Source organism: Arthrobacter sp. RIT-PI-e (assembly GCF_001187915.1).
Classification (GTDB): domain Bacteria; phylum Actinomycetota; class Actinomycetes; order Actinomycetales; family Micrococcaceae; genus Arthrobacter_D.
Window position 1 is genome coordinate 1 of record NZ_LGIU01000069.1, and the last position, 22,419, is coordinate 22,419.

The 22,419-nt window shown below is 70.6% G+C and carries 23 protein-coding genes and 1 pseudogene; 5 read left to right on the forward strand and 19 right to left on the reverse strand.

All coding sequences use genetic code 11. The features are described from left to right. The 12 genes and pseudogenes from tdh to AC792_RS10135 all read right to left on the reverse strand — a co-directional run. Window positions 1-164, reverse strand: a pseudogene (gene tdh / locus AC792_RS17010) (L-threonine 3-dehydrogenase); the annotation flags it as partial. Between the two features lie 209 nt (window positions 165-373). Next, window positions 374-1,354: an aminoglycoside phosphotransferase family protein gene (locus AC792_RS10085; protein WP_049830400.1), complete on the reverse strand. Its 981-nt coding sequence runs from the start codon at window positions 1,352-1,354 to the stop codon at window positions 374-376. A gap of 34 nt (window positions 1,355-1,388) precedes the next feature. Beyond that, window positions 1,389-2,903, reverse strand: coding sequence for an Asp-tRNA(Asn)/Glu-tRNA(Gln) amidotransferase subunit GatB (gene gatB / locus AC792_RS10090; protein ID WP_049830401.1), 1,515 nt, complete (start codon window positions 2,901-2,903; stop codon window positions 1,389-1,391). Continuing rightward, a complete protein-coding gene (gatA, locus tag AC792_RS10095; protein WP_049830402.1) occupies window positions 2,900-4,417 on the reverse strand; it encodes an Asp-tRNA(Asn)/Glu-tRNA(Gln) amidotransferase subunit GatA in 1,518 nt (505 codons plus the stop codon). Before gatA ends, gatB begins: the two co-directional genes overlap by 4 nt. A 3-nt stretch (window positions 4,418-4,420) precedes the next feature. Beyond that, complete coding sequence (gene gatC, locus AC792_RS10100; protein ID WP_049830403.1) at window positions 4,421-4,717, reverse strand: Asp-tRNA(Asn)/Glu-tRNA(Gln) amidotransferase subunit GatC; 297 nt, start codon at window positions 4,715-4,717, stop codon at window positions 4,421-4,423. A gap of 68 nt (window positions 4,718-4,785) precedes the next feature. Then, a complete protein-coding gene (locus AC792_RS10105) occupies window positions 4,786-5,319 on the reverse strand; it encodes a GNAT family N-acetyltransferase (protein WP_082177642.1) in 534 nt (177 codons plus the stop codon). A 42-nt stretch (window positions 5,320-5,361) separates the two neighbouring features. Further along, entirely contained in the window at window positions 5,362-5,817 is a 456-nt protein-coding gene (locus tag AC792_RS10110) for a BLUF domain-containing protein (protein ID WP_049830404.1), read from the reverse strand. A 63-nt stretch (window positions 5,818-5,880) separates the two neighbouring features. Then, window positions 5,881-6,348, reverse strand: a complete 468-nt coding sequence (locus AC792_RS17760) for a DUF2087 domain-containing protein (RefSeq protein ID WP_049830405.1) — start codon at window positions 6,346-6,348, stop codon at window positions 5,881-5,883. Continuing rightward, window positions 6,345-7,220: an inositol monophosphatase family protein gene (locus AC792_RS10120; protein ID WP_049830406.1), complete on the reverse strand. Its 876-nt coding sequence runs from the start codon at window positions 7,218-7,220 to the stop codon at window positions 6,345-6,347. The genes AC792_RS17760 and AC792_RS10120 overlap by 4 nt, the downstream gene beginning before the upstream one ends. Continuing rightward, the gene (ligA, locus tag AC792_RS10125; protein ID WP_049830407.1) at window positions 7,217-9,469 is read right to left on the reverse strand and encodes an NAD-dependent DNA ligase LigA; all 2,253 of its coding nucleotides are present in this window, start codon (window positions 9,467-9,469) and stop codon (window positions 7,217-7,219) included. The genes AC792_RS10120 and ligA overlap by 4 nt, the downstream gene beginning before the upstream one ends. A gap of 42 nt (window positions 9,470-9,511) precedes the next feature. Beyond that, complete coding sequence (locus tag AC792_RS10130; protein ID WP_049830408.1) at window positions 9,512-10,972, reverse strand: tetratricopeptide repeat protein; 1,461 nt, start codon at window positions 10,970-10,972, stop codon at window positions 9,512-9,514. After that, window positions 10,969-12,228, reverse strand: coding sequence for an ATP-binding protein (locus tag AC792_RS10135; RefSeq protein WP_049830409.1), 1,260 nt, complete (start codon window positions 12,226-12,228; stop codon window positions 10,969-10,971). Before AC792_RS10135 ends, AC792_RS10130 begins: the two co-directional genes overlap by 4 nt. Window positions 12,229-12,671: 443 nt before the next feature. Between AC792_RS10135 and AC792_RS10140 the strand changes: the two genes are divergently transcribed. After that, complete coding sequence (locus AC792_RS10140; RefSeq protein ID WP_082177643.1) at window positions 12,672-13,562, forward strand: PP2C family protein-serine/threonine phosphatase; 891 nt, start codon at window positions 12,672-12,674, stop codon at window positions 13,560-13,562. Between the two features lie 49 nt (window positions 13,563-13,611). On the opposite strand, the gene AC792_RS10145 is transcribed toward AC792_RS10140, so the two are convergent. The 4 genes from AC792_RS10145 to AC792_RS10160 form a co-directional block, all read right to left on the reverse strand. Beyond that, window positions 13,612-14,709, reverse strand: a complete 1,098-nt coding sequence (locus tag AC792_RS10145; protein ID WP_049830424.1) for an adenylate/guanylate cyclase domain-containing protein — start codon at window positions 14,707-14,709, stop codon at window positions 13,612-13,614. Between the two features lie 128 nt (window positions 14,710-14,837). Continuing rightward, window positions 14,838-15,431 (reverse strand): PH domain-containing protein, encoded by a 594-nt coding sequence (locus AC792_RS10150; RefSeq protein WP_049830410.1) that lies wholly within the window; start codon window positions 15,429-15,431, stop codon window positions 14,838-14,840. Window positions 15,432-15,434: 3 nt separating this feature from the next. Further along, a complete protein-coding gene (locus AC792_RS10155) occupies window positions 15,435-16,316 on the reverse strand; it encodes a biotin--[acetyl-CoA-carboxylase] ligase (protein WP_049830411.1) in 882 nt (293 codons plus the stop codon). 66 nt (window positions 16,317-16,382) lie between these two features. Further along, entirely contained in the window at window positions 16,383-17,237 is an 855-nt protein-coding gene (locus AC792_RS10160; protein ID WP_049830412.1) for an SDR family oxidoreductase, read from the reverse strand. Window positions 17,238-17,343: 106 nt separating this feature from the next. Here AC792_RS10160 and AC792_RS10165 point away from each other — a divergent pair, with 106 nt between their 5' ends. The 4 genes from AC792_RS10165 (at window position 17,344) to AC792_RS10180 (ending at window position 20,095) form a co-directional block, all read left to right on the forward strand. Further along, complete coding sequence (locus AC792_RS10165) at window positions 17,344-17,556, forward strand: hypothetical protein (protein ID WP_049830413.1); 213 nt, start codon at window positions 17,344-17,346, stop codon at window positions 17,554-17,556. A 183-nt stretch (window positions 17,557-17,739) separates the two neighbouring features. Next, window positions 17,740-19,323, forward strand: a complete 1,584-nt coding sequence (locus AC792_RS10170; RefSeq protein WP_152916134.1) for an acyl-CoA carboxylase subunit beta — start codon at window positions 17,740-17,742, stop codon at window positions 19,321-19,323. Continuing rightward, on the forward strand, window positions 19,320-19,583 hold the full coding sequence (locus tag AC792_RS10175) for an acyl-CoA carboxylase subunit epsilon (protein WP_326948026.1): 264 nt from the start codon (window positions 19,320-19,322) through the stop codon (window positions 19,581-19,583). The genes AC792_RS10170 and AC792_RS10175 overlap by 4 nt, the downstream gene beginning before the upstream one ends. Window positions 19,584-19,657: 74 nt before the next feature. Next, window positions 19,658-20,095, forward strand: coding sequence for a hypothetical protein (locus AC792_RS10180; protein ID WP_049830415.1), 438 nt, complete (start codon window positions 19,658-19,660; stop codon window positions 20,093-20,095). Window positions 20,096-20,177: 82 nt separating this feature from the next. On the opposite strand, the gene AC792_RS10185 is transcribed toward AC792_RS10180, so the two are convergent. From AC792_RS10185 to AC792_RS10195, 3 genes are all read right to left on the reverse strand, one after another. Next, window positions 20,178-20,717 carry a hypothetical protein gene (locus tag AC792_RS10185; protein ID WP_049830416.1) on the reverse strand — a complete coding sequence of 180 codons (540 nt, stop codon included), beginning with the start codon at window positions 20,715-20,717 and terminating at the stop codon, window positions 20,178-20,180. Then, window positions 20,710-21,057 (reverse strand): PadR family transcriptional regulator, encoded by a 348-nt coding sequence (locus AC792_RS10190; RefSeq protein WP_049830417.1) that lies wholly within the window; start codon window positions 21,055-21,057, stop codon window positions 20,710-20,712. Before AC792_RS10190 ends, AC792_RS10185 begins: the two co-directional genes overlap by 8 nt. A 70-nt stretch (window positions 21,058-21,127) precedes the next feature. Next, window positions 21,128-22,399: a serpin family protein gene (locus AC792_RS10195; RefSeq protein WP_049830418.1), complete on the reverse strand. Its 1,272-nt coding sequence runs from the start codon at window positions 22,397-22,399 to the stop codon at window positions 21,128-21,130. Window positions 22,400-22,419 lie beyond the last annotated feature (20 nt).

The following is a 22,419-nucleotide window of genomic DNA, read 5'->3' on the forward strand; positions in this document are numbered from 1 at the left end:
ATCATGCCCTGCGCCCACGCGTCCCAGCTCTCGATGTGGAGATCGGTGCCGCAGATACCGGTGGTGATCACGCGGATCTTCCCCTCGCCCCACCCTGCCTCGGGTTCGGGGCGGTCCACGAGTTCGAAACCGGGGTGCCCCCCGGACTTGTACAGCGCCTTCACTGGTCGGTTCCTTCCCTGCCGCACCTGGGCCTGCGGCGGGATGGGCCGGGCGGGTGCGGGATGACTGCCGGGCGGGATGTGCCCAGGGTCACGTTACCAGCGGGCACGGCGCGGCCGGCCCTCGCGAGTGACCGGACCGGGTGAGGAGCGGCAGGACCGGGCAGCAGGGCCTGCGCCCGCAGGCCGGACCCCGGGCGCCGCCGTAACGCTCAGTCCTCGAGGACCGCCGTGAGGATCTCCTCGCCCAGTGCGCGCAGTGCCGGGGCATCACCGGAGGACGCCGCCCGGGCGCCGCCCATGCCGCGCGCCCAGCCGCGGGCCCGCGCCCACGTCGCAGGATCGGCCGCGGCATCGGCTGGACGCACCCGTTCGTACGCCGTGCGGAACGTGTCCCGGCCGTCGGCATCGAAGTGCATCCACGCCGCGGCGAGGTCCGTGGCGGGATCGCCGGAGCAGAGGTCCCCGAAGTCCACGACGCCGGCCAGCCCTCCGAGGGCCGGGTGCCCGCCCGCCGGTCCATCCGCAGGTGCTCCGTCCACCTCTCCCTCGGCCTCTCCCTCGGCCCCGACGAGCACCACGTTGGCCGGGTGCAGGTCCCCGTGCAGCCAGAGCGGCTCCCCGGTCCACGCAGGCGCGGCGACGGCGGCGTCCCAGATCTCCAGCAGCGCCGGAGCGGGACGTGCAGCATCCCCGGGAAGCGCCGAGATCCGGGCGCGGACGACGTCGTCGCGCGCCGCGAGCGGACCGCCGCGGCCCACCGGGCTGACGGGTGCCTCCGCCGGAGCCGGACGGTGGAGCTCGGCGAGGAACTGCGCGAGCGCGCCCGCCGCCCGGCCGCGGTCCGCCCGGGGAACCGCTGCGGCGCTGACGCCGGGGATCCACGGGCACACCGACCAGTGCCACGGGTACGCGGCCGTCGGCGTGCCGAGCAGCACGGGTGCCGGGACGGGGACGGTGAGCCCGGCGGCGAGCCGGGGCAGCCACTGCTGCTCGGCCACCATCAGCGCATCGGCGACGGCGCGTCGCGGGAGGCGGACCACCAGGCGCCCCCCCAGCCGGAACAGCACGTTGTCCCACCCGGATCCCGCGAACCGCAGGGGCAGGGACGCCAGGTCCGGGTGCTGGGCGGTGAGCAGGGAGACGACGAGGGAGGGTGTCACCTCCAGCTCCGCCCTCGGCAGCTCCGGCATGGCACCCTCCCTCGTGATCGTTCTCCGGGCGGAACTAGCCCTCGACGCCGAGGCGCTGCAGGATGAGCTCGCGCACGCGACCGGCGTCGGCCTGGCCGCGGGTGGCCTTCATGACGCCGCCCACGATCGCCCCGACCGCCTGGACCTTGCCGCCGCGGATCTTGTCCGCGACGTCGGGCTGCGCCGCGAGCGCGCCGTCGATCGCCTCGAGCAGCGGCCCGTCGTCGGAGACGACCGCCAGGCCGCGCTGCTCGACGACCTCGGCGGGGGTGCCCTCCCCGGCGAGGACGCCGTCGAGCACGTCGCGGGAGAGCTTGTCGTTGATCTTGCCGGACTCGATCAGCGCGTTGAGCTCCACGATCAGCGCGGGGCTCGCGCCGGGCTCGGCGGGGTCGACGTCGGCCAGCTTGGCGCGGCGGGAGATCTCGCCCATCCACCACGTGCGGGCCACGGCGGCGCTGACGCCCGCGGTGACGGTGTCCTCGATGGAGGACATCACGCCGGCGTTCACCACGTCACGGAACTCGGCGTCGGAGTACCCCCAGTCGGCCTGGAGGCGCTTGCGGCGCTCGGCGGGCGGCTCGGGCAGTTCGGCGCGGAGCTTCTCGATCCAGGCGTCGTTGGTGACCACGGGCACGAGGTCCGGCTCGGGGAAGTACCGGTAGTCGTCGGCGTCGGACTTGGGGCGGCCCGAGGTGGTGGTGCGCGTGTCCTCGTGCCAGTGGCGCGTCTCCTGGAGGATCGGCGTCCCGGAGTCCAGGACGGCGGCGTGCCGCTGGATCTCGTAGCGGACCGCGTGCTCGACGGCGCGCAGCGAGTTCACGTTCTTGGTCTCGGTGCGGGTACCGAACGTCTCACGACCGTGCGGGCGCAGCGACACGTTGGCGTCGCAGCGTACGTTGCCGCGCTCCATGCGGGCATCGGAGACGCCGAGGTTCTTCACGATCTCGCGGATCGCGGCGACGTACGCCTTCGCGAGCTCGGGGGCACGGGCACCGGCGCCCTCGATCGGCTTGGTGACGATCTCGATCAGCGGCACACCGGCGCGGTTGTAGTCCACGAGGGAGAACTCGGCGCCCTGGATGCGGCCGGCGGCCCCGCCCATGTGGGTGAGCTTGCCGGCGTCCTCCTCCATGTGCGCGCGTTCGATCTCCACGCGGAACACCGTGCCGTCGGCCAGTTCGATGTCGAGGTACCCGTCGTGGGCGATCGGGTCCTCGAACTGGGAGGTCTGGAAGTTCTTCGGGGTGTCCGGGTAGAAGTAGTTCTTCCGGGCGAAGTAGCACTTCTCGGCGATGCTGCAGTTCAGCGCCAGGCCGATCTTGATGGCGGACTCCACGGCGGTGCCGTTGACCACGGGGAGCACACCGGGCAGGCCGAGGTCCACCGGGGACACGTTGGTGTTGGGGATGTCACCGAACGCGTTCGGGGCGGCGGAGAACATCTTGGTCCGCGTGTTGAGCTCCACGTGGACCTCGAACCCGAGCACGGGATCGTACTTCTCCATGGCCTCGTCGAAGGTGAGGACCTCGTCGGTCAGGGCACTCATCGGTTCCTCCCGGTGATCTGTGGGACGGCAGGGGCCTGGGCCAGCAGCGGCCCGCCCCAGCTGTCCTCGAGCAGTGATTCGAGTACGGCGCCCACACGGTAGAGGCGCGCGTCCTCGCGGGCCGGTGCGAGGAGCTGGATGCCTACCGGCAGCCCGTCCTCGTCGGCGAGCCCGCCCGGCAGGGACAGCCCGGGCACACCCGCCATGTTCGCCGGGATGGTGGCGACGTCGTTCAGGTACATGGCCAGCGGGTCGTCGAGCTTCTCCCCCAGCTTGAAGGCCGTGGTGGGCGCGGTGGGCGAGATCAGCACGTCGGCCTGCTCGAACGCGGCCGCGAAGTCGCGCTGGATGAGCGTGCGGACCTTCTGCGCCGACCCGTAGTAGGCGTCGTAGTACCCGGCGCTCAGCGCGTAGGTGCCGAGGATGATGCGGCGCTTGACCTCGTCGCCGAAGCCGGCGGCGCGGGTGGCGCCCATGACCCGCTCGATCGTCGCGGCACCCTCGGGTACCACGCGCAGACCGAAGCGGACGCCGTCGTACTTGGCGAGGTTGCTGGAGGCCTCGGACGGCATGATCAGGTAGTACGCCTCGAGGGCGTAGCGGAAGTTGGGGCAGGAGACCTCCACGATCTCGGCCCCTGCCGAGCGCAGCAGCTCGAGCGATTCGTGGAAGCGCGTGAGCACACCGGCCTGGTAGCCCTCGCCCTGCAGCTCCTTGATGACGCCGATGCGCATGCCCTCGACCTGGCCCAGGCGGGCGGCCTCGACCAGCGCGCCCACGGGGTCGGTGAGCGAGGTGGAGTCGCGGGGGTCGTGCCCGCCGATCACCTCGTGCAGCAGTGCGCTGTCCAGCACCGTCCGAGAGACCGGGCCGATCTGGTCCAGGGAGGAGGCCATGGCGATCGCCCCGTAGCGGGACACGCCGCCGTAGGTGGGCTTCACGCCCACGGTGCCGGGGACGGCGCCGGGCTGGCGGATGGCCCCGCCGGTGTCCGTGCCGAGGGCCAGCGGTGCCTCGAACGCGGCGACGGCGGCGGCGGAGCCACCACCGGAGCCCCCCGGGATGCGGTCCAGGTCCCACGGGTTGCGGGTGGGGCCGTACGCGGAGTGCTCGGTGGAGGAGCCCATGGCGAACTCGTCCAGGTTGGTCTTGCCGAGGATCGGCATCCTCGCGGCGCGGAGCTTCTGCACCACGGTGGCGTCGTAGGGGCTCTGCCAGCCCTCGAGGATCCTCGAGCCGGCCGTGGTGGGCTGACCCTTGGTGACGATGAGGTCCTTCACCGCGATCGGCACACCGGCCAGGGGGTGCAGCGTGTCGCCGTCGGCCCGGGCCTGGTCCACCTCGGCGGCCACGAGGAGGGCCTCCTCCGTGTTGACGTGGAGATAGGCGTTCACGGCGCCGTCCACGGCGTCGATGCGGTCCAGGTAGGCCTGCGTGGCCTCGACGGCGGAGACCTGCTTGGCGGCGAGCTGCTGCGCGAGGGCGTCGGCTGAGAGGTGGATCAACTCGGTCATGGTCTACTCCCCGTCCAGGATGGCCGGGACCTTGAAGCGTCCGTCGGCGTTGTCGGGTGCGTTCAGGAGTGCTTCCTCGTTGCTGAGGGTCTCGCCCACCACGTCCTCGCGGAACACGTTGCTCAGCGGGATCGGGTGGCTGGTGGCAGGGACGTCGTCGCCGGCCACCTCGCTGACGGTCTTGATGGACTCGACGATCACGGCGAGCTCCCCGGCCATGCGGGCCAGTTCGTCGTCGGTCATGTCGATGTGGGCGAGGCGCGCGAGGTGCGCGACGTCGTCCCGGGTGATCTCGGCCATGGGTCTCCCCTGGAAGTCGGCGGGTGGGTGTCTGGTGACCAGTCTAGTGCTGGCCGGCGGGGGGCTTTTCAGAGCGGCAGGCGGAAGACCCAGAGCAGGATGTCCTCGTTCGGCACCAGCCAGTCCCGCTCGGGCACCCGGAGGAAGCCCATGGACTCGTAGAGCCGGTGCGCCCGCACCATGTCCGAGCCGCTGGTCAGGCTGACCGCCTCGATCCCGGGCAGCGTGCGGGCGTGGGCGATGATGCGCTCCACCATCGCCCGGCCCACGCCGGCGCGCTGTACCGCGGGGTCGACGGCGAGCATCCGGAACTCCAGTTCGCCCTCCACGGCGATGTCCGTGTAGCGCTGGCCGGCGAAGGTGAGGGCGGTGGACCCCACCACCACGCCGTCCCGTTCGGCCACCCAGATCTCGGCGTGCTGGGCACGGTGCTCCACGTCGGAGAGCACGCTCATGTAGGGGTGGGACTCGTCGGCGAAGTACCCCGCCTCGAGGTAGGCGTCCCGCGTGATGCGGCGGACGTCCTCGAAGTCCTCGGGCCGGACGGGGCGGATGGTGATGCGGGGATCGGTCAGGGCGTTCCCGGACGGTGCTGTGCTCACCGGGTCATCTTGCCATGCGCCACGGGCATTCCCCGGACGGATTCACAGCAGGGGGATGGCGCGTTCCTGGAACCACCGGATCAGCTCACGCAGGCCGCGCAGCGACGCGTTCGGGTCCTCGTCCTCACCCGTGTCCCTGTCGCTGAACGTGGTGCGGTAGCCGGGCATGGCCTCGGCCATCGAATCGGTGATCGGCTCGTAGCCCATGGTCCAGTCGGGGAACTGGCGGGAGCCCAGGTTCTCGTGGAGGAGCACGCGGACGGCGGTGTGGCGGGGATCGTCGGCGATGACGTCCATCCGCTCCTTCACAGCGCTCTCGGGGCCCTCGAGCACCTGGAGGAAACGTCCGCTGCGGTAGAGCAGCATGCCCGTCAGCCCCAGGCGGTCGTTGTTGCTCCGGCTGATCGTGAGGAGTTCACCGAGGTCCTCACCGCTGAAGGGCTGCGTCGCGGTGCTCGCGTAGACGATCGACACGAGTCGATCCTGGGAAGTGGCCACGAGCGCGAGTCTACCGAAGGGACGCGTCCCTGCCGGCACCCCCGGTCTCGTCGGCGCGGGACGTCAGGGCTCGTCGAGGACCCGGCGGTACCCGCTGCCGTCCGGGTACCGCTCCAGGTACCCGGCGTCCACCAGTGCCCGGCGCAGGCTCGGGACGTCCCGCGTGACGGTGGCCAGCAACCGGTTGACCTCGGGCTCGGCGAGCTCCGCGTCCGCGGGCAGCAGGCGTTCGGTGAGGTGGGAGAGCAGGGCATCGCGGTCGGCACCGGTGCGTGGCAGGCCGTCGATGCGCCCCTCCCGGAAGAACCGGTCCACCCCCTGGGGTCTGGCGGGCATCGACGCCGCGAGGACCTCCTTGAACAGTTCGCCCGCCACCTCGCGGTCCGGGGTGAGGAGCCCGGCGTCCACGAGGCGCTGGATCTCCTTCGGCGACGCCTCCAGCGGATCCCCGAGCACCGCCCGCGCGTAGAGCGTCCGGGACCGCTCTCCCGCGAGGGTGGAGAAGACCTTCTGCCAGGACGGGGAGCTCATGCGGATTCCGCTGCCCGGCGGTCCTCCAGCGCGGCCACGAGGTCCGGCGGGCCCGCGGTGAGCACGGCGGTGAGCCGCTCCGCCTCGGTGGGGCCGCCGTCGAGCATGGAACGCAGTGCGGGTCGGTGCACGACGGCGCCCGCCTCCTCCGCGATCAGGGCGCCGGCGGCGAAGTCGTGCTCGTTCAGGCCCCGCTCCGTGTAGGCGTCGAGCCCGCCGTCGGCCACCAGGCAGAGATCCAGCGCCGCCGAGCCCAGGCGCCGGACGTCGCCGTACCCGCCCAGCAGGTCACCGAGCTCGGCGACCTGCGCGGACCGGGTGGCGGGGTCGTAGGAGAACCCGGTGCCGAGGAGCTTCCCGCGGCCCGCGGTCGGGCCGCCGAGCCGCCGGACGGCGCCGTCCTCGCTCACCCAGGCGCCACCGTCACGGGAGGCCCAGTAGATCCGGCGCAGCGCCGGGGCATGCACCACCCCGGCCAGCCAGCTGCCGCTCCGGTCCGCGACCGCCACGGACGTGCCGTAGTAGACGATGTTCCGGATGAAGTTGGTGGTGCCGTCCAGCGGGTCGATCGACCAGCGCAGCCGCCCGGCGTCGGGCGTTCCCTCGGGTGTGGTGGTGCCGAGTTCTTCGCCCGTGATGACGTCCTGCGGGCGGGCGCCGCTGATCACGGCGCGGACCGCGTGCTCGGCCGCGACGTCGAACGCCGTCACCCAGTCGCTGTCCGAGCTCTTGCTCGTGGCCTCCAGCGCCCCGGCGTCGCGGCCCGCCAGCACCGCCGCACCGGCGGCGGCCGCCTGCCGGGCGAGGCTCAGCAGATCTGTCACTGCACCGGCGTCGTGCCCGGTGTCCGTCCCGTTCCCGTACTCGCTCATGGCGCCTCCTCCGGTTGTACTTCCTCCACGGCGGCTTCCTGCGCGTCCTCCGGGTCGGCCACCGGGCCGTGCTCCAGCAGGGCCGTGAAGCCCTCCTCGTCCAGGACCGGGACGCCGAGCGCCTCGGCCCGCTCCAGCTTGGTGCCCGCGTTCTCCCCGGCCACCACGTAGCTGGTCTTCTTCGAGACCGACCCCGCGGCCTTGCCACCGCGCCGGATGATCGCCTCCTTGGCCTCGTCGCGGTTGTACCGCTCGAGGGATCCGGTGACCACCACGGTGAGTCCCTCGAGGGTGCGCGGGGTGTTCTCGTCCACCTCGTCCTCCATGCGCACCCCCGCCGCGGCCCAGCGCTCCACGATCTCGCGGTGCCACTCCTCCGCGAACCACTCCGTCAGCGCCACCGCGATGGTGGGGCCCACGCCGTCCACGTTCGCGAGTTCCTCCTCGCTCGCGGCGCGGATGCGGTCCATGGACCCGAAGGCGGTGGCCAGCGCGCGGGACGCCGTGGGGCCCACGTGCCGGATGGACAGTGCCACCAGCACCCGCCACAGCGGCTGCTGCTTGGCCTTCTCCAGCTCCGTGAACAGCTTGCGGGTGGTCACGCTGGGCTCGGACGGCTTTTTCGCCGTGCCCCTGGAGTAGAAGTAGGGCACCAGTTCGCGGCCCGTGACCACGCCCTTGACCTTCTTGTCCCGCTCCGTCCGCACGTCCGCGAGCTTCTCCGGCGTGAGGTCGAAGATCTCCGCCTCGGTGGTGATCGGCGGCACCTCGGGTTCGGCCGGCTGGGTGAGGGCGATAGCCGCCTCCCAGCCGAGCGCCTCGATGTCGAACGCCCCGCGGCTGGCGAGATGGAACACGCGCTCGCGCAGCTGGGACGGGCAGGAGCGGGCGTTGGGGCAGCGGATGTCCACGTCCCCCTCCTTGGCCGGCTGCAGCGTGGTGCCGCAGGACGGGCACTCGGTGGGCATCACGAACTCGTGGACCTGGTCGTCGTTCCGCAGGGCCATCACCGGCCCCACTATCTCGGGGATCACGTCCCCTGCCTTCCGCACCACCACGGTGTCGCCGATCAGCACGCCCTTGGCCTTCACCACGTCCTGGTTGTGGAGGGTGGCCATGCTCACGGTGGACCCGGCCACCTTCACCGGGTCCAGGAGGCCGAAGGGGGTGACCCTGCCGGTCCGGCCCACGTTCACCAGGATGTCCAGGAGCCTGGTGTTCACCTCCTCGGGCGGGTACTTGTACGCCACGGACCAGCGCGGCACCCGCGAGGTGTGGCCGAGGGCGCGCTGCAGGGCGAAGCTGTCCACCTTCACCACGATGCCGTCGATCTCGTGCAGCAGATCGTGGCGGTGGTCGCCGTGGTACTCGATGAAGTCGACCACCGCGGGCACGTCGGGCAGCACCCTGTAGTAGGGCGACGTCGGCAGACCCCACGCGGCGAGCAGCTCGTAGGTGCCGGACTGCGTCCCGGCGGACAATCCGGTGCGGGCACCGATGCCGTGCACGTACATGTCCAGCGGGCGCTCCGCCGTCATCGCCGGGTCCTTCTGGCGCAGCGAGCCGGCGGCGGCGTTGCGGGGGTTGGCGAACGGCGCCTTGCCCGCGGCCACCATGCGCTCGTTGAGCCGGGCGAACTCCTCGGTGGGGAAGAACACCTCACCGCGGATCTCCACCTCCTCGGGGTGGTCGGTGCCGGCGAGCTGCCGCGGGATCGAGGCGATGGTGAGCACGTTGTGCGTGATGTCCTCCCCCGTGACGCCGTCGCCCCGCGTGGCCGCGCGCACCAGCTCGCCGTTCCGGTAGAGGAGGTTGACGGCGAGCCCGTCGATCTTCAGTTCCGTGAGCCACTCGACGGCCGCCCCGGGGTTGCGCTGCTCCACCCCGGCGAGTGCCCGCTCCAGCCAGGCCCGCAGCTCGTCGAGGGAGAACACGTCCTCCAGGCTGTACATGCGGGCCAGGTGGTCCACGGGGGCGAAGGCCGCGGAGACCTCGCCGCCCACTTCCTGCGTCGGGGAGTCGTTGGAGACCAGTTCCGGGTGCAGCGCCTCGAGTTCCTCGAGACGGCGGAACAGGGTGTCGAACTCGGCGTCCGAGACCGTGGGAGCCGCCTCCTGGTAGTAGGCGATGCGGTGGGCGCGGATCTCCTCGGTGAGTTGCGCGTACTCCTCGCGCAGTGTCTCGCTGGGGAGGCCGTCCTGCTCCGCGGGGGCGTTCTCTGCCGGTGCACTCTTCGGTTCGGGGGTCACTTCCCCATCTTGCCCCACCGCTCCCGGGCGGGCCAGCACCGCCTAGGTGAAGCCACCTCCGAGAGCGGAGGCGCCCGTCGCGGTCGTGAAGAAACAGACGAAGAGGAGGAGCAGCAGGAACCGGCCGCCCATCAGACGACCCCGGAGCGCCGGCCTCCTGCCTCCCTGCCGGGTCAGCGCGTGGGCGGTGACCCACGGGTTCTCCTCCCCGGGGGTCCTGACGGAGAGAACCAGCAGATCCATGGTCTTGATGGTCCACAGGATGCCCACGGAGAGCATGCCGGCCCCGCCCGTGGCATCCCCGGTGGTGCTCGCGGTCACCGTCATCAGCATGATCCCGGCGAGCGCCGCCCACCAGTACCGCCGGTAGGAGGACGCGTTGTTCCCGAATCTGACGAGACGGTACGCCTGCACCCGACGATCATCGGGATGATCGGAGACGGCAAGACGTGCCCGGGCCTTCTCCACCGCCAGGAGCCCTCCCCCGAGGACGACGGCGGCGAGCACGAGAAGTGCGTCGCCGACACCGGGCCCGGGCCCGGGGATCACCGCGGCGAGGACGGAACCGGCCAGCACCAGGACGTTCGCGATGCCGACGGCCAGCACGGGGATCCTGCCGCGCTGCGGCTGGGCGAGTTGTTCCCTGAGGTACCCCGGCGGGAGTACGGCGTCCAGCCGGCGATAGCTCCTGCCGGCCAGGAGCACATACGTGCCCGCCAGCCCGAGTGCGATCACGAGAGTGGATGCGGTGGGTAGGGGCAGCACTGCCACGAAGGCGAACAACAGCAGGTGGTACCAGCCGAGGAACAGCCGCTCCCGCACCCAGCGCAGGGAGCTGGATGCGAGGTCGGCCTCCGCGGAGGTGTCGAGGGGGTTGGTGCGCAGGAGTCCTCCGAGGAGCTCCTCCCGGGGCCCCACCACTTTCGCGCCGGCCTTGATCCGCCCACTGAGCAGGAGGAGGTCACGGTTCTGGGGGTACTCGGCGAGCCCGTCCTCGAGCAGCAGCCGGGCTTCCCCGTCCTCGTCGATCAGCGAAGCGGTCCGGACGGCCTGCGCGAAGTTCTCGCCGTCGGCATTCAGGGACAGCGCGTGGCGTGCGGCCTGGTGCGCCACGACGAGGTCCTGCCGGTCCCGCTGCCGGGCGACGAGCGCGTGGCTCAGCCAGTAGTGGGCGTCCGGTTCCTCGGCGTGATGCTCGACGACGGACCAGGCGAGACCGATCGCCTCGTCGAAGCGGCGCTGCCCCAGGAGCGCCAGTACGAGGGTGATCTCCGTCTCCGAGGCCTGGGGGTCTAGCGCCACCGAGCGTCGGGCCGCCTGCTCGGCGTCGTCGAACCGCCGGTTCATGCTGAGCGCCCGCCCCAGGAGTACCCAGTAGAGGGCCCGCCCTTCATGGTGGGCAGCCTGCCCCTCCAGCATCTCGACGGCTTCGGACACCCGGTGCTGCGTGATCAGCACGTCGAAGCGGGCGGAGAGGACGTTCAGATTGACGATCCCCGTCACCGGTTCCTCTTCCTGTCGAGCAGTGCGGCGAGGTCGTCGTACCGGCCGTTCGCGTTGGAGAACCTGACGACATTGCGTGCCGATTCGAGCCACGCCGTGGTGGACGGTCCGATCTCTCCCAGTGCGGTTGCCAGATGGTCCATGGTGATCGGGATGACGGACCCCTGCGAGATCGACGCCATCATCGCCTTCTCGGATGCCGTGACAGCCAGGTGCTCCAGATCGGCACCGGAGAACCCGTCGGTCACCGAGGCCAGGTACGCGACGTCGATCCCGGCGATCGGCCGGTCCTCGAGATGGTGACGCAGGATCGAGACACGGGCCTCCGGATCCGGCGGACCGACGAGGATGGAACGGTCCAGGCGTCCGGGACGCAGGAGCGCCTCGTCGAGGTCCCACGGGTTGTTCGTGGCCGCGAGGACGTACAGCCCGTCATTGTCCCCGCTCATGGAATCGAGTTGGAGCAGGAGCTCGTTCACCATCTGGCGCAGCCATCCCGCTCCTCCGCCCGAGATCGCTCCCCGGCGCATCCCGATCGAATCGATCTCGTCGATGAACAGCACCGTGGGAACCTGTTTCCGGGCTTCGTCGAAGATGCGTTTGAGGTTCTTCTCCGTCTCCCCCATGAATGGACCGATCACATCGGTCATGGAGACGGACATGAAGGTTGCTCCGAGTTCTCCCGCCACGGCCCGGGCGAGGAAGGTCTTGCCGCAACCCGGTGGCCCGTAGAGCAGCAGTCCACCTCTGAGGGACTTGCCGAACGCGCGCGCCAGGTCGGCGTTGCGCATCGGGGCGAGGAAGGATTCCTCGAGCCGCTGTTTGACGTCGTCCAGACCGCCGACGTCGGCCAGGGTCACCTTCCGTCGCGCCACCTCCGGTACGGTGCCACCGGCGTCGGTGTCCTCCCCGCTGACGGGTATGCGACCGCCGTCCACGAAGGGCGGGGGAACGGCGCTGCCCACGTCCCGTTCGGCGTGCTCCCAGTCGAACGTGACACCCTTCTCCGCGGAGTCGGGGTCGGCTGCTGCCCCCTCGGTGGTGGGCGCGGAGCTCAGCGCTGCCGCGGCCGCACCGAGTACCTGCCGTGCCTGCTCGTTCCCGGGATGATCCCGCAGTGCGAGGCTCGCCTCACCGATGGCAGCGACGTGGTCACCTCCGTTCAGGAGCAGCTGGGCGATGTGCACCCGGAGAACCACATCACCTGGATTGCTCTCGAGCGCCCTCCTCAGGCTGTCGATGATCGGATCTGTCATTGCCCCTCCTGGTCACCCTCCGCGAGCGCCCACCTGCGCTCTGCATCCCGCATCCCGCGTCCCCGAGGACCACGTACGACTGATTGTCCCGGTACGGCTCGTACGCGGTGTGCGCGGGACCGCTGATGCCATCATGCCGCCACCGGCCGCAGTAGGTGACGGGACACTCGGTGTTCGGGTGATTCCCGTCGTACACCGGTCCTTCCTCCTACCGCCGCCACCGGACCCACGCTCACATCCCGAACGCGGCCCGCAGGGTGAACAGGCACCGCCGTGGACGGTGCCGAGGGGATCGGCGAGATTCCGTCGGGTCGCTTACGGATCCGTGTACGGCGACCGTCCGGTGCGTCCACGCCACATTCCGGCCCCGGCGGAACAGGTGGGCGGGGCAACGTGCAGAATGGGAGCATGACCATCCAGCGAGCGCTCCTGCGCGAGAGACCATGAGCGAGCCCCGCGCGAACGGCGCGCACGCCGTCGACCTCGGTTCCCGTACAGGGGGCGACGCCGGCGGCAACCGGTCCGCCTCGGGTGCCGGGCAGCTCCGGGTCACGTTCGGCGCCGCGACCGACCGCGGTCTGCGCCGCGAGCTCAACGAGGACTCCTTCCTGGCCATGGACCCGGTGTTCGCCGTGGCGGACGGCATGGGCGGGCACGAGGCCGGTGAGGTGGCCAGCAGCATCTGCGTGCGGACGCTCGCGGCCGGCGGCGTGATCGGCACCCGGGACTCCGAGTTCACCGCCGAGGACCTGGAGGACCTCGTCACCGAGGCCGATCAGCGGATCCGCACCGAGACGGGCGGGCAGGCCGGCACCACCGTGAGCGGTGCCGTGCTGGTGGAGGACGCGGGGCAGGCGCACTGGCTGTTCTTCAACGCCGGTGACTCCCGCACCTACCGGCTGAGCAACGGCACCTTCGGCCAGATCACCGTGGACCATTCGGAGGTCCAGGAGCTGGTGGACCTCGGGCGGATCTCCGCGGAGGAGGCACGCACCCACGCGCGGCGGCACGTGATCACCCGGGCCCTGGGCACGGGCGACGACACCGAGGCGGACATGTGGCTCCTCCCGGTCGAGGAGGGCGACCGCATCCTGGTGTGCTCTGACGGCCTCAGCGGTGAGCTGACCGACGAGGAGATCTGCACCCTGCTGAGCGAGGTGGAGGATCCGCAGGAGGCCTGCGACGAACTCGTGGCCGCTACCCTGCGGGCCGGTGCCCGCGACAACGTGACGGTGATCGTGGTGGCCGTCGCCCCCGGCGCCGGCGGCACCTCCGCCCCCCCACGCGAGGGCATCCTGTTCGCCGCGGACCCCGGCCCGACGACGGTGGGCTAGACCCGCCGGAGCGCGGCCGGACCGCCCCCGGCGTCCTGTCCCGGTGCAGCTAGTCCAGGACGATCCCGGTACCGGTCCCCCGGGTCAGGGTCACGGGGCGCACCTCGCCGAAGCCGCGCACCTGGCGCGGCTCGTGCGGGTCGAGCACGAACCTCTCGTTGTCGGTCAGCGTGGCGGCCGTCCCCGAGTCCACGAGCACCTCCCCGGGCTCGGCCAGCGCCGTGAGCCGCGCGGCGAGGGTGACGGTGGGCCCGTAGATGTCGCCGAGCCGGGACAGCACGCGGCCCCAGACGAGCGAGCAGCGTGCGGAGGGCAGGAACTCATCCTCGGAGAACGCCTTGGCCAGCGCCAGGGAGATCTCCGCGCCGGCCTCCGGTGACTCCGCGATGTACAGCACCTCGTCGCCGATCGTCTTCACGAGCCGCCCGCCGCCCACGGAGATGATCTCGGCGCTCTTGTTCTCGAAGCGCTGCACCAGCTGGGCGAGGGTGCGCTCGTTCATCTGGCGGGAGAGGCTCGTGTAGGAGACGAGGTCCGCGAACCCCACCGCCCGGGCCAGGGGCAACGGCGCGTCCTGCTCGTCGCCGTCGCGCCCCTGCTCGCTGGAGCGCAGCCCGGACTCGGCCCGGAGCGCCAGGCGCTGCACCCCCGCGTTCAGCTGCCGGCGCCACGCGTACACCAGCGTCCGCTCGAGGGGTTCGATGAGGTCCGGCAGCTCGGTGATGAGCGATTTCCGGGCGTCGGCGTCGGTGAGCCCGCGCTGCGCCACCATCTCCTCCACGATCGCCTCGATCTGCCACACCACCATGCGGTCGGTCATCTGCCCGATGGCCCGCGTGATGGAGATCGCGGCGTCCTCGGTGAGCTGCTCCTGGCGCACCAGGTCGATGATGACGGTGAGCGCGTCGAGATCCTTCTCGGTGAACGCGACGTCCTCGTCCCCGATGTTGGGGAACCCCATGGCACGCCACAGCTTCCGGGCGGAGAGCAGGGACACCCCGGCGCCGGCGGCGATCTCGCGCCGCCGCAGCGTGCGTTCGGCACCGAGCAGTTCGCGTTCGAGGTTCCGGATGGTCTCCCGGTCGAGTTCCACCGGCACCGGAGGGGGCGTCGTGACCGCGGCGTCGTCCGCCCCGCCGTCGGCCATGTCCAGCTGGAGCTGCCACACGGGCCGGGAGGCGAGCGGCCGGGGAACCTCGGAGTCGGGCTCGTCGGGGTCGGGCTCGGGCAGGGCGGGAGGCGCGGCCTCGTCGGCGTCGAAGTACTCCTCGGCTGTCACGGTTGCTCGCCCCTCCGTCCCTGATGTCCCCGGGGGATCTCCCGGGCGTACTGCGCATCAACGTCCATGTCTACACCATCGAACATGCGGGTCAGTGGGAGCTCGCTGATGGCCCGGACCACGTGTTCCTTGAAGACGGTCACCTGCGGCACGTGCCGGTACACGTGCGCGCGGTCGAACCCGAGATCAGCGGTCAGGCTGCCGCTGCGCACCACCCGCTGCAGCAGCCCCTGCTCGGTCTGCAGCTGCGAGATGGCGGAGAGGCTGATCTGGTTCTCGGTGCGGCGGAGCACACCGTGACGGTGGATGAGGCGGGTGGTGGTGAGCACGTACCGGTGGCCGGCCCAGCGCAGCAGCGGCCACGCGACAGCACGCAGCAGCAGGAGCAGCACGAGCGCGACCACCGCCACCGCGAGGATGTCCTGCCAGTCCGCGAGCCAGTCCGGCAGGGTTCCGCGGCTGAGGTACCCGAGGCTGAAGCCGCCCGCCGCGAGGAGCACGAAACCGCTGATCACCGGCCCGGCCAGCGGCAGTGCATCGGGCCGGGTGCGCAGGATGACCTGCTCGCCCGGCATCAGCGTGATCCGCACGGCTCAGTCCTGGGGACGCAGGTGCACCACGTCCCCCGCGGAGACGGTGTGCCGCTCGCCGTCGTCGTCGCGGATGATCAGCGCGCCCCGCGGGTCCAGGGTCAGCGCGCGGCCCGTCAGGGAACGCCCGCCGGGCAGCTCCGCCCGGACGTCCTGACCGAGCGTGGCCATCCGGGTGCTGACGCGCAGGCGCAGCGACTGCCCGTCCGCCCAGGCGGCGTCGGCGTCCCCGTCCACGTCGCAGAAGGACCGGTAACGGTCGGCGAAGGTGCGCAGGAACGCCCTGAGCAGGATGTTGCGGTCCGTGGTGCCCGCGTACTCGAGCAGCAGGCTGGTGGCGGTGGGCACGGGCAGCTCGTCCTCGGTGAGGCTCACGTTGAGCCCCACCCCGACGACGACGGCGGGCGGTTCCGCCCCGGTACCCGGCACGAACTGGGCGAGGACACCGGCGAGCTTCCGGCCGTCCACGGTGACGTCGTTGGGCCACTTGAGCTGCGGGGCGATCTCGGTGCGCTCCTCCACGCTCTCGGCGAGCGCCAGGGCGGCGAGGAGGGAGAACCAGGAGTAGGCGGTGGTGGGGACGGGGCGGCCGCTGCGGTTGAAGGGCCGGAGCAGCACGCTGACGAAGAGGGAGGAGCGTTCCGGTGCTTCCCAGTCGCGGTCCAGCCGCCCGCGGCCCGCGGTCTGCAGCTCCGTGCCGAGCACGCTGAGATCCGGCCACCCCGCGGCCTCACGCTCGGCGTGCTGCACCAGGTCGGTGTTCGTGGAGCCAGTCCTCGGGGTGATCTCGAGCCGGGCGAAGGGGCCGCCCGGCATGCAGAGCGCCGTCCTCAGCGCACCCACGTTCAGGCCCGGGCGTTCGAGATTGGAGTAGCGGGAGGACATGGTCCCGATCCTAGCGGGCCTGGCTCCCCCTCAGCCCGGCGACCGGCGTCCGTCCCGGCTCCGGACTCAGAGGAAGATGTCGGGGACCAGCTGGTCCTCCGGGGCGCCGAGGCTGTAGGAGGTGAGATCGGTGCGGCCCTCCTCGCGGAGCACCTGCTCGTCGGTGTAGAAGTTGCCGGTGCACTCCCTGGCGTCCCGGACAAGGACGGCGTGGGCGGCGTCGGCCACGATCTCGGGACTCCTCGCCGCCCGCACCATGCCCTCGCCGCCGGGCAGGTTGCGGATGGCGGCGGTGTCGATCAGCGTGGCGGGCCACAGCGAGTTCACCGCCACGCCGTCCTCCTTCAGCTCCTCGGCGAGGCCCAGGGTGGTCAGGCTCATGCCGTACTTGGCCATGGTGTACGCCAGATGCATGCCCGCCCACTTCGGGGCGAGGTTCAGCGGTGGCGAGAGGGTCAGGATGTGCGGGTTGGTGGAGCGCCTCAGGGCGTCCAGCGCGAGCTTGCTGAACAGGAACGTGCCGCGCACGTTGATGTCGGCCATGAGGTCGTAGCGCTTCATGTCCACGTCCGGCGTCCTCGACAGGTCGATCGCGGAGGCGTTGTTCACCACGACGTCGATCCCGCCGAAGGCACCCAGTGTCGCCTCGACGGCGGCGCGGACGTCGTCGTCGCTCCGGACGTCCCCCACGATCGGCAGGGCCCGCCCGCCCGCGGCCTCGATCTGCTCCGCCGCGGTGTGGACCGTGCCCTCGAGCTTCGGGTGCGGCTCACCGGTCTTGGCCATGATCGCCACGTTCGCGCCGTCTCGGGCTGCCCGCAGTGCGATGGCGAGGCCGATCCCGCGGCTCCCCCCGGACATCAGGAGGGTGCGTCCGGCGAGGGACGCCGGACCGGGCCGGGCTTCGTCGCGTGCAGTCATGGCCCCACTGTAGCCAGCCGCCGGACCGGCAGCGGGGTCATCCCACCTGTAGGGTCGATGTCGTCGGGACCAGCCCGCGAATGATCACCGTCGGAAGGACCCCTGGATGCGCAACCGCCTGTTCCTGATCTCCCTGATCGCCTTCTCGGTGGTGGGCGCCGCCCTGATCCTCACCCTCCCTGCCCTCTTCGGTCCGCAGAACGAGTTCCAGGCGGAGCTCTCCGGGTTCCTGGCCGGCCTGGCCCTGGTGCTCGGCATCACCACCCTCGCCCTGCGAGCATCACGGGGAACCACCGGAGAGGGCCCGGCACGCGGTTGAGACCCGCGAAGCGATTCCGGCGGAAAACTGTAGACCTCCTACAACGGTGAGGCCCGAGAGGATCATTAGACTGAGTGGATTGCGCCGGGCGTTGTCGGATTCCTCCAGCACTTGACAGGTTCTCCCCGTCCGGGCCGGCGCTCCCCGAGCCACCCGCCGACCGGAGATTCCATGCCCCAGGACCTGCAGCCCGACCTCACCACGACGGCCGGGAAGCTCGCCGATTTCCGCAGGCGCCAGGCGCTCGCCGAGCAGCCCTCGGGCCCCGAGGCGGTCGAGAAGCAGCACGCACGCGGCAAGAACACCGCACGCGAGCGCATCGACCTGCTGGTGGACGAGGGATCGTTCGTGGAGTTCGACGCACTCGCCGTGCACCGCTCCACCGCCTTCGGCATGGAGCGGAAGAAACCGGTGGGCGACGGCGTGGTGTCCGGGTACGCCACGGTGAACGGCCGCCTGGTCGCCGTGTACAGCCAGGACTTCAGCGTGTACGGGGGATCGCTGAGCCAGGTCAACGGCGAGAAGATCGTGAAGGTGCAGGAGTTCGCGCTGACGAACGGCTGCCCCGTGATCGGCATCAACGACGGCGGCGGAGCCCGCATCCAGGAGGGGGTTGCCTCGCTGGCGATGTTCGCGGACATCTTCCGCAACAACGTGCACGCCTCCGGGGTGGTCCCGCAGATCTCGCTGATCATGGGCCCGTGCGCCGGCGGGGCTGCCTACTCCCCCGCGCTCACGGACTTCGTGGTGATGGTGGACAAGACCTCGCACATGTTCATCACGGGCCCCGACGTCATCAGGACCGTCACCGGTGAGGACGTGGACATGGAGACCCTGGGTGGTGCGCGTCAGCACAACACCACCACCGGCACCTCCGCCTACCTCGCCACGGACGAGGCCGACGCCCTCGGGTTCGTCCGTGAACTGCTGGACTTCCTGCCGTCCAACAACCTGGAGGAGGCGCCGCCGTCGGTCTTCGAGGAGGAGCCCGAGCTGACGGAGGACGATCTCGCGCTGGACGAGCTGATCCCCGACGCCGCCAGTCAGCCATACGACATGCACACGGTGATCGCCGCGATCGTGGACGACGGCCACTTCCTGGAACTGCAGGCGCTCTACGCCCCGAACGTGGTGACCGGGTACGCCCGCGTGGAGGGCCACACGGTGGGCATCGTGGCCAACCAGCCGCTGCAGTTCGCCGGCACCCTGGACATCAACGCCTCCGAGAAGGCCGCCCGGTTCGTGCGCCACTGCGACGCCTTCAACATCCCCCTCCTCACGCTCGTGGACGTCCCCGGGTTCCTGCCGGGCAAGGACCAGGAGTTCCAGGGCATCATCCGGCGCGGCGCCAAGCTGCTCTACGCCTACGCGGAGGCCACGGTGCCCAAGCTGACCGTGATCACCCGGAAGGCCTACGGCGGCGCGTACATCGTGATGGGTTCCAAGAAGCTCGGGGCCGATCTCAACCTCGCGTGGCCCACCGCGCAGATCGGCGTGATGGGTGCGCAGGGCGCCGTGAACATCCTGTACCGGGGGCAGCTCAAGGCCGTGGCCGACGCCGGTGGGGACGTGGAGGCGAAGCGCGCCGAGGTGGTGCAGCAGTACGAGGAGGAGCTGCTGAACCCCTACCAGGCCGCGGAGCTCGGGTACGTGGACGCGGTGATCGCGCCGTCGGACACCCGGCTGCAGATCGTCCGCGGGTTGCGCGCGCTGCGGGACAAGCGGGCCACCAACCCCGCCAAGAAGCACGGGAACATCCCGCTGTGACCACCGTGAGCGGCACCAACGACGGCGCGGCCGTCCCTGCACCCGACCTGCTCGCAGTGGACGGCTCCGGTGTGCTGTCCGTGGTCTCCGGCAATCCGACGGACGAGGAGCTGGCGGCGCTGACCGCCGTCGTCGTCGCCCTCCAGGCCACCGAGGAGGCGGAGGAACCCGACGTCCGGGGGCGCACCTGGTTCCGCCGGGCAATGCTGCGCCTCGCCCCCACGCCGGGTCCGGGTTCCTGGCGGCGCAGCACCCGCTGACACCACTGCCGGAAACGCCGGCACCCTCGGTGATCGCCCCTGGGCATGCGTCGTGTACGGGCCTAGGGTGAGGCATGGGCCTCACCCGGAACCGGGACCTCCCGCCACTGCAGCAGCTCCTGCTTGTCATCGTGATGGTGCTGTTGTCAGCAGGGCTCTGGTACGGGTGGTTCGCCTGGGACACCGAGTACTACCTCGATGCGAGTACCGGCGAGATGGCCGGCCCGTACCGGGTGTGGCAGGGCGTGGGAGCATTCCTGTGCGGCATCGTGGTGATGATCGTCGCCTACCGGACACTGCACATTGGCGTCGCACTGGTAGTGCTGCCGGCGTCCTTCACCCTCGCATGGATCAGCACCGCTGCCGCCGATGATGTCACCGGGTTGTGGATGGTGGGCGCGATCATGGTTGCCGTCGGCAGCTTCCTGGGCGCGGCCGTACTGCTGAGCCTTACCGCGGCAGTGGATAGCTTGAGCCGGGAACCAAGTATCCCTCCGTCGTCAGCGGAGTAGGCCGCGCCGCTCGACCCCTTCCGTTGCCAGCCGTACGCGTCCAGTACCGGACGTCAGCCGGACCGCGTCCGTCGCTCGAGTCTCAGTAGGCGCGTGACGGAGCGACGAGCCGCCATGCGCGCGCTCCGAGGAGGAGCGCGATGGTGATGAGAATGCCGGGAACCACGAGCCAGGCCCAGGTACTGGTCCACCCGATGCCGACGCCGTCACCTGTCGAGAAAGCGGTGACATGGATCAAGAAGATGGTGGCGTCCGCCTCCATCGGCGCGCGGGAATCAACGACGGCGAGCATGCTGAAGGTGAAGGACAGGAATACCATCCAGTAGACCAGGAGCGCGAACCCAGCGGTGATGACACCGATCGACCAGAGCGGACGGCGGCGTTCGTCGACGGCGTACTGGCGAGCGAGATCCTGTGGATGCCCCAGATCCGTCAGGACGGCGGAGGTGGTGCGGGGATCACCGGCCAGTGCCTGACGTAGTTCCTTGATGGTTGCGCGGCGCTCCTTCCCGGGGAGAACCGCTTCGAGATGCCAGTCGAGGCGCATGAGATACAGGTCGGTACGGAGGCGGTCGCAAATGGACCGCCGCGGCGGGATCGAGACTACCGTGCTGTCAGTCATGGGAACGCTCCTTCTCGATGATCGTCGTGACCGCGGCCGCCACGAGGTGCCACTGCTCCCGTGCGGTGATGCGTGCCGCTTCCCCTGCCGGGGTGAGAGCGAAGTACTTGCGGGGTGGGCCGTTGGTGGATGCCACCATTCGGGAACCGACCAGTCCGTCGCGCTCCAGCCGGGTGAGCAGGGGGTAGATCAGCCCCGTGGTCACCTCCAGTCCCAGCTCACCGAGCCGTTCGATCAGCTGGTAGCCGTACGACTCCCGTTCTGCGATGAGCGTGAGAGTGAGCAGTGGCAGGGCCGAGCGCATGAGCTGCGCTTCCTGCTGAGCCTGGATTCTCGTCACAGTAGTAATGAATTATTAATACTGGAACCGAGCAAGGTCTGTTCCTTCAGGACGTCGGTGAAGCCTCACCTCAGCGCGGATCCGCGACCGTCCCGAGGAACACCGGCAGGCCCGTCTCCTCGTGCACGATCTGGTAGCTGAACGGCCGGTCGAAGGAGATGCTGAGCGCAGGTGGCAGCGCGGAGGTCATCCTCACCCCGATCTGGGTCACGGCCGCTGCGATGGTCCCTTTCTCGGCGACGGTGATGTTCGCCGTCTGCGCTCCGCCACTGACGAAGGCATCGGGAAGGATGGCCTCGAAGTCAGGCGTGGGACCGAAGGTCTCGTCCAGTCCCAGCGACCCCAGGACGTCGAGGAGATCCAGGGTGCACTCGTGGTCCCAAGTGGGCAGTTCGAGCGCCACGTACTGTTCCTCCGCCCCGTCCAGTGTGCGGGCGATGTCCATGAAATCGTCCCCGCTCCACGCCGGGGTCACCGCTTCGGTCGGCAGGACCAGGCGCATGAAGAACCCCTCACCGTACGGCAGGTCGATGCCGGTCCAGCCTGCCCCTTCCGCATACCGCACCGTGTCCGTCTTCCGCATCATCGGGACATCGACGGCGCCGCCGTCGGACAGGGTGAACGCCCGATCCATCGTGTCCTCCGCCGCGAAGGGCACGTCCCACGCTGCCGCGAAGTAGACGGTGTTGAGCAGACTCAGCATGGTCTGCGCATCGACGTCGAGCGGCGCCTCCTCGATCCGGCCGCCGGTCTCCAAGGAGACCCACTCGTCGATCCGGCTGTTCGTCACCGGATCCGCGAAGTCCACCGGGAACACCCCGGCCCCGTACTGCCGGGCCAGCGTGTCCAGGAATTCCTCGCCGATGCCACCGCCCTCAGGCACGAACACGGCGTTGGCGAGGTGGAGCAGCGGTTCCCTCGGCGGATCCTCCTCGTCGACGTCGGCCGGGTTCCCGTCGAACCGCCCCACGCTCCTCAGCAGTGCGTTGAGCGCTTCGTCGCGGTGCTCCGCCGGGAGCGCGAGGGCCACGTCCATCTCCTCCGCCGTCGTGGTACCGGCGCCCACCCGGAGCATCGCCAGTGCATACAGGGCGCTGAGCGGACTGGTGACGGTGTTGCGCGCGGGATCCGCGGCGGTCATCACGGATCCGAGCCGGAAGGAGGACCTCAGCAGGGCCTCCTCCGCGTCCGGGTACAGGCCCTGCTCCACGGCGGCCCGCTCCACCGGCGCGGCGTCCTCGCCGATCGGGGGACCACTGCCGCACGCGGTCAGCAGCAGCAGAGCGGCGGCGCCGGCCGCCGGGCGTGCCGGACGCCGTGGACCCGAGTGTGGTTCTGCCATGGCTCTCTCCCCCGTCGTGG